Source organism: Streptomyces sp. LS-MS-L19 (assembly GCF_058382285.1).
In genome coordinates, this window is record NZ_JBYCLL010000001.1 from 8,148,185 (window position 1) to 8,161,429 (window position 13,245).

11 protein-coding genes are annotated in these 13,245 nt (G+C 71.9%); all 11 read left to right on the top strand.

Annotated features, from left to right (window positions below):
• Positions 1–160: 160 nt before the first annotated feature.
• The 11 genes from AC2XR2_RS36325 to AC2XR2_RS36375 all read left to right on the top strand — a co-directional run bounded on the left by AC2XR2_RS36325 (position 161) and on the right by AC2XR2_RS36375 (position 13,244).
• Positions 161–1,678, top strand: a complete 1,518-nt coding sequence (locus tag AC2XR2_RS36325) for a sugar ABC transporter ATP-binding protein (RefSeq protein ID WP_449349202.1) — start codon at positions 161–163, stop codon at positions 1,676–1,678.
• Positions 1,675–2,694, top strand: a complete 1,020-nt coding sequence (locus tag AC2XR2_RS36330; RefSeq protein ID WP_381304404.1) for an ABC transporter permease — start codon at positions 1,675–1,677, stop codon at positions 2,692–2,694. The genes AC2XR2_RS36325 and AC2XR2_RS36330 overlap by 4 nt, the downstream gene beginning before the upstream one ends.
• A 17-nt stretch (positions 2,695–2,711) precedes the next feature.
• A complete protein-coding gene (locus AC2XR2_RS36335; protein ID WP_123764120.1) occupies positions 2,712–3,752 on the top strand; it encodes a substrate-binding domain-containing protein in 1,041 nt (346 codons plus the stop codon).
• 158 nt (positions 3,753–3,910) lie between these two features.
• The gene (locus tag AC2XR2_RS36340) at positions 3,911–5,110 is read left to right on the top strand and encodes a Gfo/Idh/MocA family protein (protein ID WP_381304407.1); all 1,200 of its coding nucleotides are present in this window, start codon (positions 3,911–3,913) and stop codon (positions 5,108–5,110) included.
• A gap of 14 nt (positions 5,111–5,124) precedes the next feature.
• Positions 5,125–6,129, top strand: coding sequence for a sugar phosphate isomerase/epimerase family protein (locus AC2XR2_RS36345; protein WP_491517375.1), 1,005 nt, complete (start codon positions 5,125–5,127; stop codon positions 6,127–6,129).
• Between the two features lie 123 nt (positions 6,130–6,252).
• On the top strand, positions 6,253–7,554 hold the full coding sequence (locus tag AC2XR2_RS36350) for a ThuA domain-containing protein (RefSeq protein ID WP_491518563.1): 1,302 nt from the start codon (positions 6,253–6,255) through the stop codon (positions 7,552–7,554).
• 126 nt (positions 7,555–7,680) lie between these two features.
• A complete protein-coding gene (locus AC2XR2_RS36355) occupies positions 7,681–8,829 on the top strand; it encodes an inositol-3-phosphate synthase (protein WP_491517376.1) in 1,149 nt (382 codons plus the stop codon).
• A gap of 209 nt (positions 8,830–9,038) precedes the next feature.
• Positions 9,039–10,337, top strand: coding sequence for a UbiA family prenyltransferase (locus tag AC2XR2_RS36360; RefSeq protein WP_491517377.1), 1,299 nt, complete (start codon positions 9,039–9,041; stop codon positions 10,335–10,337).
• A complete protein-coding gene (locus AC2XR2_RS36365) occupies positions 10,334–11,449 on the top strand; it encodes a sugar phosphate isomerase/epimerase family protein (RefSeq protein WP_491517378.1) in 1,116 nt (371 codons plus the stop codon). Before AC2XR2_RS36360 ends, AC2XR2_RS36365 begins: the two co-directional genes overlap by 4 nt.
• A 233-nt stretch (positions 11,450–11,682) precedes the next feature.
• Entirely contained in the window at positions 11,683–12,384 is a 702-nt protein-coding gene (locus tag AC2XR2_RS36370; protein WP_491518564.1) for an EboA domain-containing protein, read from the top strand.
• The gene (locus tag AC2XR2_RS36375; protein ID WP_330263398.1) at positions 12,384–13,244 is read left to right on the top strand and encodes a TatD family hydrolase; all 861 of its coding nucleotides are present in this window, start codon (positions 12,384–12,386) and stop codon (positions 13,242–13,244) included. Before AC2XR2_RS36370 ends, AC2XR2_RS36375 begins: the two co-directional genes overlap by 1 nt.
• Position 13,245 lies beyond the last annotated feature (1 nt).

Consider the following 13,245-nt stretch of genomic DNA (forward strand, 5'->3'; position numbering starts at 1 on the left):
TCGCCTCGTCCACGGTTCACCTCCGCAAGACCCGGCTCACCAAGACCCGTCTCTTCCACGGCTCACCTCCGTAAGCACTCGCCTCCACCACGGCTCACCCGCACAGCGCCCTGCTTCGCCCTGCCCTGAAACCGGCCCGCACGCCCGCCAAGGGGACCTCATGGCACCAGAACCACCGCTGCTCAGCATGTCCGGCATCACCAAGTCGTTCCCCGGAGTCCGGGCCCTCGACGGCGTCGACCTCGACGTCCAGGCCGGTGAAGTGCACTGTCTGCTCGGTCAGAACGGGGCCGGCAAGTCCACCCTGATCAAGGTGCTGGCCGGCGCCCACCAGCCCGACACCGGCACCATCCGCTGGCGCGGCGAGGAGGTCACCCTCCGCTCGCCGATCGCCGCCATGCGCCTCGGCATCGCCACCATCTACCAGGAACTCGACCTGGTGGAGCACCTGTCCGTGGCCGAGAACGTCCACCTCGGCCATGAACCCACGGCCGCCGGGTTCGTCGTACGGGGAAAGCAGGCGAAGGCCGCAACCGCCCAGCTGCTGAAGCGCCTCGGTCACGCGGAGATCGATCCGGCGCGCCTGGTGGGGGAGTTGTCGGCGGCGCAGCAGCAGATCGTGTCCATGGCGCGGGCCCTCTCCCACGACGTACGGCTGATCGTGATGGACGAGCCGTCCGCCGCCCTCGACCCGGACGAGGTCGACAACCTGTTCCGGATCGTCGGCGACCTCACCGCCGAGGGGGTGGCCGTCGTCTACATCTCCCACCGCCTGGAGGAGATCCGGCGGATCGGCGACCGGGTCACCGTCCTCAAGGACGGGCGGGCCGTGGCGGTCGGGCTGCCCGCGAAGTCGACGCCGACGCGTGAGGTCGTGTCGCTGATGACCGGGCGCAACGTCGAGTACGTCTTTCCGGAGCGGCCTGTCGCGGCACCCGGTGGTCCGGCGGTTCTGGAGGTCCGAGGGCTGGCCCGCGACGGCGAGTTCGACGCGCTGGATCTCGCCGTCCACCCGGGAGAGATCGTCGGCCTCGCCGGACTCGTCGGCTCGGGACGCTCCGAGATCCTGGAGACGATCTACGGCGCCCGGAAGGCCACCGCCGGTCAAGTCGTGGTGGACGGAAAGGCGTTGAAGCCCGGCAGCGTCCGCGCCGCCGTCCGTGCCGGGATCGGGCTCGCCCCCGAGGAACGCAAGGCGCAGGCCCTGCTGATGCTGGAGTCGGTGACCCGCAATGTCTCCGTCTCCTCCATGTCCCGCTTCTCGCGCGGTGGTTGGATCGACCGGGGTGCCGAACTCGGCGCGGCCCGGGCGGCGACCCGTGAACTGTCGCTGCGCCCCGACAACCCCGCCGTACCGATCCGCACCCTGTCCGGCGGCAACCAGCAGAAGGCCGTCCTGGCCCGCTGGCTGCTGCGCGGCTGCCGGGTCCTGCTCCTCGACGAGCCCACCCGGGGCGTCGACGTCGGCGCCCGCGCCGAGCTGTACGCGGTCGTCCGGCGCCTCGCCGACGAAGGGCTCGCCGTGCTGCTGGTCTCCAGCGAGGTCCCCGAGGTGCTCGGCCTCGCCGACCGCGTCCTGGTGCTCCGCGAGGGCCGTGTCGTGCACACCGCGCCCGCCCGCGAGCTCGACGAACACCGCGTACTCGACCTCGTCATGGAAGGAAGCCCGGCGTCATGACGCAGCCCGTGTCCCCGCCCAGGGGAAGCGCCGACAAGGTGCCCTCGGTGAGCCAACCGTCCGCGTGGCGAGGGGTGTTCGCCCGCGCCGACGTCCGCACCCTCTCCCTCCTCGGCGTGCTCGCCGTACTGATCCTCATCGGCGGCATCACCAAGCCCGACGAGTTCCTCGACACCCGCAACCTCCAACTCGTCCTCACCCAGGCCTCGGTGATCGGTGTCGTCACCGTCGGCATGACCTTCGTCATCACCTCCGGCGGCATCGACCTCTCCGTCGGCGCGATCGTCGCCCTCGCCTCGGTATGGGCCACCACGGTCGCCACCCAGGAGTACGGCTTCACCGGCATCCTCTTCACCGCGGTGCTCGTCGGAGTCGGCTGCGGCCTGGTCAACGGACTGCTCGTCGCGTACGGCGGGATGGTCCCCTTCATCGCCACCCTCGCCATGCTCGCCTCGGCGCGCGGACTCGCCCTCCAGATCACCGACGGCCGCACCCAGATCGTCACCGTGCCCTCCGTGCTCGACCTCGGTGAACGCGACGCCTATGTCCTCGGCGTCCCGCCGCTCGTCATGGTCTTCGCGGTCGTGACGATCATCGGCTGGCTGGTGCTGAACCGCACCACCTTCGGCCGGCGCACCGTCGCGGTCGGCGGCAACGCTGAGGCGGCCCGCCTCGCCGGCATCGACGTCCGCCGCCAGCGCCTGTACCTCTACCTGCTGTCCGGGCTGTGCTGCGGCATCGCGGCCTTCCTGCTGATCATCCTGTCCGGCTCCGGCCAGAACACCAACGGCAACCTCTACGAACTCGACGCCATCGCCGCCGCGATCATCGGAGGCACCCTGCTCAGCGGAGGCCGCGGCACCATCACCGGTTCCGTGCTCGGGGTCCTGATCTTCACCACGATCACCAACATCTTCGCCCTGAACAACCTGCAGAGCGACGTCCAGCAGATCGCCAAGGGCGCGATCATCGTCGCCGCCGTGCTGGTCCAGCGCCGTACCGCAAGCACGACCTGAGGAAAGGGTTCACCGCCATGCCACAGCTCCCCACTCGCAGAGGACTGCTCTTCGGTACCGCCGCCGTCGGGGCCGGTGCCCTCCTCGCAGGTTGCACCAGCAACGACTCCGGTGACGACGAGCCGGCCGCGAACGACCAGCCGGCCGCCGACGACAAGCCCGGCAAGGCCGTCACCATCGGCTTCGCCGGACCCCAGGCCGACCACGGCTGGCTCAACGCGATCAACGACAACGCCAAGAACCGGGCGAAGAAGTACTCGGACGTCACCCTGGAGATCACCGAGGGCTCCAACGACACCGCCCAGCAGATCGGCCAGATCGAGACCCTCATCAACAAGAAGGTCGACGTCCTGGTCGTCCTGCCCGCCGACGGCAAGGCCCTCACCCAGGTCGGCCTCAAGGCCATGCGCGCCGGCATACCGGTGGTCAACCTGGACCGGATCTTCAACACCCCGCAGGCGTACCGCTGTTGGATCGGCGGCGACAACTACGGCATGGGCCTCAACGCCGGCCACTACATCGGCGAGAAACTCAAGGGCAAGTCCAACGCCAAGGTCATCGAACTGGCCGGCCTGGACAACCTGGAACTCACCAAACAGCGCACCCAGGGCTTCGACGACGCCCTGAAGAACTACCCCAACATCCGCAAAGTCGCCCGCCAGGCAGCCGAGTTCACCGTGGAGTCCGGGCAGGCCAAGATGGCCCAGCTGCTCCAGGCCCAGTCCAGCTTCGACGCGCTGTGGAACCACGACGACGACCAGGGCGTGGGCGCGCTGCGCGCCATCGACCAGGCCGGGCGCGACGACTTCCTCATGGTCGGCGGCGCGGGCGCCCTGTCCGCGTTCCAGGCCATCAAGCAGGACAACGGTGTCCTCAAGGCCACCGTCCTCTACCCGCCGACCATGGCCGCCTCCGCGATCGACCTCGCCCGCGCCCTCGGCCAGGCCAAGGGGGTCAGCGGTCTCGCCGAGTTCGAGATCCCGGCCTCCCTCACCCTCTACTCGGCCGTCGTCGACAAGACCAACGTCGACCAGTACATGTCCACCGGCTTCAAGTGAGGCGTACCGACCCAGGGCCGGTCCTCGCGACCGGACCGGCGGCGGCCAGCGATGCGCCGCGGCCGGTCCGGTCCACGGGACAGGCCCCAGGAGCCCGGTTCGTCGACGGACCGGGCTGCACCCCCCACCGCGCCACGACGACGAGGAGGACATCGCGCATGGCACAGCCGCAGCAGTCAGAAGAGGCCGAGGTGCCGCCTCTGCGGGTCGGCATGGTCGGCTACGCCTTCATGGGCGCCGCCCACTCACAGGGCTGGCGGACCGCCGGACGCGTCTTCGACCTGCCCCGCCGCCCGGTGCTCGCCGCGATCTGCGGCCGGGACGCGGACGCCGTGCGCCGGGCCGCGGACCGGCACGGCTGGGCTGCGGCCGAGACCGACTGGCGGGCCCTGATCGAGCGGGACGACGTCGACCTCGTCGACATCTGCACCCCCGGCGACAGCCACGCCGAGATCGCCGTCGCCGCGCTCGCCGCGGGCAAGCACGTGCTGTGCGAGAAACCCCTCGCCAACACCGTCGAAGAGGCCGAGCTCATGACCCGGGCGGCCGAAGAAGCGTACGAGCGCGGCCAGTTGGCGATGGTCGGCTTCAACTACCGCCGGGTGCCCGCCACCGCACTCGCCCGCCGCATGGTGGCCGAGGGACGGCTCGGCACGCTGCGCCACGTGCGGGTGACGTACCTCCAGGACTGGCTCGTGGACCCGCAGGCCCCGCTGACCTGGCGGCTGCGCAGGGAGAAGGCCGGCTCCGGCTCGCTCGGCGACCTGGGCGCCCACATCATCGACCTCGCCCAGCACCTGGCCGGAGAGCCGCTCGCCGGAGTGTCCGCACTGACGGAGACCTTCGTACGGGAACGCCCGCTGGCCGGCGCCGTCAAGGGCCTCGCCGCCGAAACCGCCACCGGCACCGGCCAGGTCACCGTCGACGACGCCGCCCTCTTCACCGGCCGCTTCACCTCCGGCGCCCTCGCCTCCTTCGAGGCCACCCGCTACGCCACCGGCCGCAAGAACTCCCTGCGCATCGAACTCAACGGCGAACGGGGCTCGTTGGCCTTCGACCTGGAGCGGCTCAACGAACTCGCCTACCACGACGGCACCGAACCGGGCACGCACGCCGGCTTCCGCCGCATCCTCGTCACCGAGCCCGAGCACCCCTACCTGGAGGCGTGGTGGCCGCCGGGCCACGGCCTGGGTTACGAGCACACCTTCGTCCACCAGGCCCGTGACCTCGTGCACGCCATCGCGTCCGGCACGGAACCGCGGCCGTCGTTCGCGGACGGGCTCCAGGTCCAGCGGGTGCTCGCGGCGGTGGAGGAGAGCGCGGAGAAGAACTCCGTCTATACGCCGATTGCCGTCTGAGGAGGTTTCGACACATGCCGCGTCAGTTCACGCTGTTCACGGGTCAGTGGGCCGATCTGCCGTTGGAGGAGGTCTGCCGCCTGGCCGCCGAGTTCGGCTACGACGGTCTTGAACTCGCCTGCTGGGGCGATCATTTCGAGGTCGACAAGGCGCTCGCGGACCCGTCGTATGTGAAGTCCCGGCATCAACTGCTGGAGAAGTACGGTCTGAAGTGCTGGGCGATCTCCAACCATCTGGTCGGGCAGGCGGTGTGCGATGCCATCATCGACGAACGCCACCAGGCGATCCTGCCGTCCGTGATCTGGGGCGACGGTGACCCGGAGGGGGTGCGGCAGCGGGCGGCGGACCGGATCAAGGACACCGCGCGGGCCGCGGCCGCCTTCGGTGTCGAGACCGTCATCGGTTTCACCGGCTCGGCGATCTGGCACCTGGTCGCGATGTTCCCGCCCGCGCCGGAGGCGATGATCGAGCGCGGCTACGAGGACTTCGCCGCCCGCTGGAACCCGATCCTGGACGTCTTCGACGCCGAGGGTGTGCGGTTCGCGCACGAGGTCCATCCCAGCGAGATCGCCTACGACTACTGGACAACCCAGCGCGCCCTGGAGGCCGTTGACCATCGTGCGGCGTTCGGGCTGAACTTCGACCCCTCGCACTTCGTGTGGCAGGACCTGGACCCGGTCGGCTTCCTCTACGACTTCCGTGAGCGGATCTACCACGTCGACTGCAAAGAGGCCCGCAAGCGCCTGGACGGCCGCAACGGCCGCCTCGGCTCCCACCTGCCCTGGGGCGATCCGCGCCGCGGCTGGGACTTCGTCTCCGCCGGCCACGGGGACGTGCCCTGGGAGGACGTCTTCCGCATGCTGCGCTCCATCGACTACCAAGGTCCGATCTCGGTGGAGTGGGAGGACGCCGGCATGGACCGGCTCCAGGGCGCACCGGAGGCGCTGAAGAGCCTGAAGCGCTACGACTTCGAGCCGCCGTCGGCCTCCTTCGACGCCGCCTTCGGAGGCGGCGAGTAGCCCCCACCGGCCAGTTCCGGGATGACAGCACATCCCCGCGTACCCGCACCCACCCGTACGACCGGCCCCACTCCGGAGGCATCCGTGCACGGGAACACAACTGGACGATGGACGACGGCTGTGGTGGGCACCGCCCTGCTGCTCGGCTGTGTCTCGCAGCCCGCCGCGTCCCACAGCTCCGACGACAGACGAGTCCTGGTCTTCTCCAGGACGGCGGGCTTCCGCCACGACTCCATACCCGAAGGGGTCGAGGCGATAAGGGACTTGGGCACGAGCAACGGCTTCACGGTCGACGCGACGGAGGACGCGAACGCCTTCACCTCGCGCAACCTGCGCCGGTACGACGCGGTCGTGTTCCTCTCCACCACCGGAGACGTCCTCGACCCCGCCGGACAGCGGGCCTTCGAGGGCTACATCCGGCACGGCGGCGGCTACGTCGGCATCCACGCGGCCGCCGACACCGAGTACGACTGGGCGTTCTACGGCGGCCTCGCCGGCGCCTACTTCCAGTCCCACCCGGCGATCCAGCCCGCCACGGTGGTCACCGAGGACCGTGCTCACCCGTCCACGTCGGGGCTGCCGCCGACGTGGAACCGGACCGACGAGTGGTACAACTACCGCTCCAACCCCCGCGAGCGAGTCCACGTCCTGGCCTCCCTCGACGAGTCCTCGTACACCGGCGGCACCATGAACGGCGACCATCCGATCGCCTGGTGCCAGGACTACCAGGGCGGCCGCGCCTTCTACACCGGCTTCGGCCACACGAAGGAGTCGTACACGGATCCGGCCTTCCGCGGACACCTGTTGGGCGGGATCCGGTATGCGATCGGTGACGCACAGGCCGACTGCCGACCGGAGAACGGCTACCGTCCCCTCTTCGACGGCACGGCGGCCTCGTTGGAGGGCTGGAAGCAGGCGGGCCCCGGCTCCTTCACCCTGTCCGACGACGGCACGCTCACCTCGTCCGGCGGTATGGGGATGCTCTGGTACGCCGGTCAGAGCTTCCGGTCGTACTCCGTGAAGCTCGACTGGCGCCTCGCCGTAGACGACAACTCCGGTGTGTTCGTGGGCTTCCCGCCCTCGGACGACCCCTGGTCCGCCGTGGACCACGGCTACGAGATCCAGGTCGACGCCACCGACGTACCGGAGAAGACGACCGGTTCCGTCTACGGCTTCCGCTCCGCCGACCTGAAGAAGCGCGACCGCGCGCTGAACCCGCCGGGGGAGTGGAACACGTACGAGATCCGCGTGGAGGGCGAACGGCTCCGCGTCTGGCTCAACGGCGTGAAGATCAACGACTTCACCAACACCGATCCGGCGCGGAGCCTGCGTGACGGACATGTCGGCATCCAGAACCACGGAGCCGACGACCAGGTGTCCTTCCGCGACATCCGGATCAGGGAACTGCCCGCCAAGGGCGACTGAGCGACGGCGGGCGGGGGACGCCGGACCTCCGCCCGCCGTCTTCACCCCCTGCCACGGCGCCGCGCACACCACGCGCTCGACCGTCCCAGGGGTCTGCGTACCACGCGTTCGACAAGGAGGCTGTCCATGTCCGCGTCCGTTTCCGTACCGCGGGTCGGTGTCTGGCTGATCGGGGCTCGCGGTTCCGTCGCCACGACGGTCGTCGCGGGCTGCGCCGCGCTCACCGCGGGGCTGCACCCGCCGACCGGCCTGGTCACCGAGACACCCCCCTTCACCGACAGCGGTCTGCCCACCCTCCCCTCCTTGGTCTTCGGCGGCCACGACACCGTGGACTGCCCCCTGCCCAAGCGGGCGGAGGCCCTGGCGGCCGGTGGAGTCCTGCCCCACGACCTGCCGCCCGCCGTGACCGCCGAACTCGCCGCCGCCGAACGGGAGATCAGACCCGGCGGTCCCCTTCCCGGCGACACCCGCACCGAGGAGGACCTCATCACCGCGTTCGCAGCGGACATCCAGTCCTTCGTACGACGGCGACGGCTGAGCCGCGCGGTGGTCGTGAACGTGGCCTCCACCGAGCCCGCCCCGACCGGCGACGCGCTGCCCCCGAGCAGCCTGTACGCCGCGGCGGCCCTGCGCGCGGGCTGCCCGTACGTGAACTTCACCCCCTCGACAGGCCTGCACCACCCCGCCCTCGCCGGGCAGGCCGAGTCCGTCGGTCTCCCTCACGCGGGCCGTGACGGCAAGACCGGCCAGACCCTGCTCCGCTCCGTCCTCGGCCCGATGTTCACCCAACGCGCTCTGGAGGTCCGCGCCTGGTCGGGCACCAACCTGCTGGGCGGCGGTGACGGGGCGGCCCTGGCCGATCCGGGCGCGGCCGCGGCGAAGAACGCCGGCAAGGAACGCGTCCTGGCCGACTCCCTCGGGCACACACCGCAGGGCGAGGTCCACATCGACGACGTCCCGGTGCTCGGTGACTGGAAGACCGCCTGGGACCACATCGCCTTCGACGGGTTCCTCGGCACGCGGATGATCCTCCAGACGACTTGGCAGGGCTGCGACTCGGCCCTCGCCGCGCCGCTCGTCCTGGACCTGGCCCGGCTGGTCGCCCGCGCCCACGAGGCGGGCCTGTCGGGGCCGCTGAGCGAGCTGGGCTTCTACTTCAAGGATCCGGTGGGGGAGGGGCCGTCGTCACCGGGGGAGCAGTACGCGGCGCTCGTGGGGTTCGCGGAGCGCCTGCGGGGGCGTGACGCTGCTGGTCGCTCCGGGGAGCAGCGGTGAAGGCGCGGGGGGCAACGGCGTCGCACGGCTCGTCCGAAGGCGGCGGCTCGGGAACGTCGTCGCCGAAGCCCACCGCACCTCCGTCGCAGGTGACTTCACACAGCCCAGTGCCGCAGAGCCGGGCCCGCAGGGACAGCACTGATCGCGCCGACCGCGCTGACCGAGCCCGGGCATGGGCCGAACTCCTGCGCCTCCCAGCCCTGTTCACGGTGCCCGGCGACGCCCTCGCCGGTGCGGCCGCGGCCTCCGCCCGCCCCACCCCCCGTACCTTCCTCGCCATCGCCTCCTCCCTCTGCCTGTACGAGGCCGGCATGGCCCTCAACGACTGGGCCGACCGCGAGGTGGACGCCGTGGAACGCCCTCACCGTCCCCTCCCGTCCGGCCGCATCCACCCCGCGGCAGCCCTCGGCGCGGCCTGCGTCCTGACCGGCGCGGGCCTCTCCTTCGCGGCCTGCGCGGGCCGCCCCGCCCTCACCGTCGCGGCACCCCTGGCGGCCACCGTGTGGGCGTACGACCTCGCCTTGAAGAACACCCCGCTGGGCCCGGTCGCGATGGCGACGGCAAGGGGCCTGGATCTGTTGTTGGGGGCGACGGCGACAGCCGGGGGAGGGGCAACGGCGCGCAGGAGGGGCGGCGGTGGTGCCGGGCGGGTGGTGGACGCCGGCGCCGACGACGTGCGTCGGGTGGGGGGTGCTGGCCGTGTGCGTCGGGTGGTCGGTGGGGGCGGCGGCCTGAGCCGGGTAGTCGGAGTGGGCGGTCTGAGTCGGGCGGTCGGCGTCGGCGACGTGGGGCGGACGGTCGGAGGCGTTGACGGCAGTCGGGTGACTGGAGTCGTCGGCACCGGCCGGCAGGTCGGCGTGGTCGGCTCTTCGGCCGCAGCTGTCGCCGACGAGGTGCGGGCGGCCCTGAGAGCGGGACGCACGCCGACCGCCTTCCACGGCATCCGACACGCCCTCCCCTCCGCCGCACTCCTCGGCGCCCACACCCTCGCGCTCACGACCGTGTCCCGCAGGGAGGCCCAGGGCGGAGCACCCCTGGCCCCGTTGACGGCGCTGGCCGCGACAGCCGCACTGACCCGGCTCGTGGCCCGCGGGCGCCCCCTCCCGACGGACCAGCTCGACGAAAGCCCAAGCCACACCGGAGGGCTCTCGGCCATACGGGGGATCGCTGCGGCTTTGTCCCGCTCGCCAGGTCCCTGCCCGCCCACCGGCGACCACACCTCGCAGCGCGGCTTCGGCCTCACGCTCCCGGCCCCGTCCGCCGCTCTGCGCATCGCCCTCGCCACGACCTACGCGGTCACCGCCGCCCGCCCCTACTTCCACGCCGCCCTCAACCCGTCACCCCCACTCACCCAACGCGCCGTCACCGGCGGCATCCGCGCCACGATCCCCCTCCAGGCCGCCCTCACCGCCCGCTCGGGCACGAAGGCAGCGACGCTCACCGCCCTCCTCACCACCACCCTCGCCCCACTGGCAGCCCGCTTCGCGAGAAAGGTGAGCGTCACATGACCGGCGCCCTCCCCGCCCCCCACCACGGCACCGACATGCCCGCCCCAGCCCCACAGCCCGAACCCACCTCCAGCACGACCGGCACTGCGCCCGCCTCCCACCCCTCCGGCAGGGCGCCCGCCCCCAGCACCACCGGCAGCGCGCCCACCCCGAACGCCTGCGACACCGGGCCGGCCTCCAACACCTCCAGCACCGCACCCACCCCCCTGGCCCACCCCCTCCCCACCCCACCCCCGCACACCCCGCAGACCCCCCAACTCCGCTTCGGCTACGGCACCAACGGTCTTGCCGACCTCCGTCTCGAAGACGCCCTCGCCCTCCTCGCCGACCTCGGTTACGACGGTCTCGGGCTGACGCTCGACCACATGCACCTGGACCCCCTCGCCCCCGACCTCGCCGCCCGTACCCGCCGACTCGCGCGGCGGCTGGACGTGCTCGGTCTGACGGTCACCGTCGAGACGGGGGCCCGCTATGTGCTCGACCCGCGTCGCAAGCACGGCCCCTCCCTGCTCGACCCCGACCCGGACGACCGCGCCCGACGTGTCGACCTGCTCGTCACGGCCGTCCAGGTCGCCGCCGACCTGGGTGCCCACGCCGTGCACTGCTTCAGCGGTGTCACACCGGAGGGCACGGATCAGGACACGGCGTGGAAGCGTCTCGCCGAAGCCCTCGTCCCGGTGCTGGACGCGGCCACCGCCGCCGGCGTCCCCCTCGCCGTCGAACCGGAACCGGGGCACCTGCTCGCCACCCTCGCCGACTTCCACCACCTCCGCACCACCCTCGGCAGCCCCCCGGCCCTCGGCCTCACCCTCGACATCGGTCACTGCCAGGTCCTCGAAGACCGGTCACCCGCCGAGTGCGTCCGCGCCGCGGGTCCCTGGCTGCGCCACGTCCAGATCGAGGACATGCGACGAGGTGTGCACGAGCACCTCCCCTTCGGTGACGGCGACATCGACTTCCCGCCGGTCCTCGCCGCCCTGGCCGACACCGGCTACCAGGGCCTGACCGTGGTCGAACTGCCCCGCCACTCCCACGCGGGCCCGCACTTCGCCGAACTCTCCCTCCCCTTCCTCCGACAGGCAGTGGCGCTCTCACAAGGAAGCACTCCATGACCCACCCCCAAGCCCACCAGGCAACCTCCGTGGCGGCCACCCCGGCCACCCCGGGTACCCCGGTCACCCCGGCGACCCCGGCCCCGGACACCGCGACCCCGAAAACCCCGGCCCCGAAAACCCCGGCCCCGGACACCGCGACCCCGAAAACCCCGGCCCCGGACACCGCGGGTCCAGAAACCCCGGCCCCGGCCACCCCGGCCCCCAACACCCCGGCCCCCAACACCCCGAACATCCCCCTCGCCCGCACCCCACCCACCACGCTGCACCGCCACCTCACCGCCCAGCTCGGCGAAGCCGCCCGTGCCTGGCTCGACCGGGCCCTCGAAGAGGCCGCCGCCCACCCCGGCGCCCACGGTCCCATTTCCGTATGGGAGTTGCGCCTCGCCGAGGCAGGGCGCCGGTGCGGGCCCGAACACGCCGACGCCGTCCGCGTGCTGATCCTGCACGCAGCCCGCGCCGACACCGACGCCCTCACCCGGGTCTACGCCCAGGGCACCGCCGCCGAACGCCGAGCCGTCCTGTACGCCCTGCCGCACCTGGTGCCCGGCCCGCAGGCACTCCCCCTGGTCGAGGACGCCCTGCGCACTAACGACACCCGGCTCCTGGCCGCCGCCGTCGGCCCCTACGCCGCCCGCCACCTCGCCGCCCACCAGTGGCGCCACGCCGTCCTGAAATGCCTGTTCACCGGCGTGCCCGTCACCGAGGTCGCCGAACTGGACCGGCGTGCCCGCGCGGACGCCGAACTCGCCCGCATGCTCGGCGACTACGCCGCCGAACGCACCGCCGCCGGCCGTCCCGTGCCCCAGGACCTGCACCGCGTCCTGACCCTGACCGACCCCGAGGCCACCCCACCCGCACCGGCCGCCGACCACGGCCCGAGCGGCCCCGACGGCGCCCCCGGCGTCGACGGCACCCACGGCAAGGAGTCCTGATGCGCATCTTCGACCCCCACATCCACATGACGTCACGGACCACCGACGACTACCAGGCCATGCACACCGCCGGAGTGCGCGCCGTGGTCGAGCCGGCCTTCTGGCTGGGCCAGCCCCGCACCTCGCCCGCCTCCTTCCTCGACTACTTCGACGCCCTGCTGGGCTGGGAACCCTTCCGGGCCGCGCAGTACGGCATCGCCCACCACTGCACGCTCGCCCTGAACCCCAAGGAGGCGAACGACCCCCGCTGCACCCCCGTCCTCGACGAACTGCCCCGGTATCTCGTCAAGGACCAGGTCGTGGCCGTCGGCGAGATCGGCTACGACTCCATGACCCCCGCCGAGGACACCGCCCTCGCCGCCCAGCTCCAGCTCGCCGCCGACCACGAACTGCCCGCGCTCGTCCACACCCCGCACCGCGACAAGCTCGCCGGCCTGCGCCGCACCCTCGACGTCGTGCGCGAGTCCGCCCTGCCGACCGAGCGGGTCCTGGTCGACCACCTCAACGAGACCACCGTCAAGGAGGCCAAGGACAGCGGCTGCTGGCTCGGCTTCTCCGTCTACCCGGACACCAAGATGGACGAGGAGCGGATGGTCGCGATCCTGCGCACCTACGGCCCCGAGCAGGTCCTGGTGAACTCCGCCGCCGACTGGGGCCGCAGCGACCCCCTCAAGACCCGCAAGGTCGGCGACCTCATGCTCGCCGAGGGCTTCAGCGAGGACGACGTCGACCGGGTGCTGTGGCGCAACCCCGTCGCCTTCTACGGACTCAGCGGCCGCCTGAACCTCGACGTCCCGGCCACCGACGTCACCCACGAGGGCAACTCCATCCTCCGCGGCCCGCAGAAGACGGAGGCGTGAG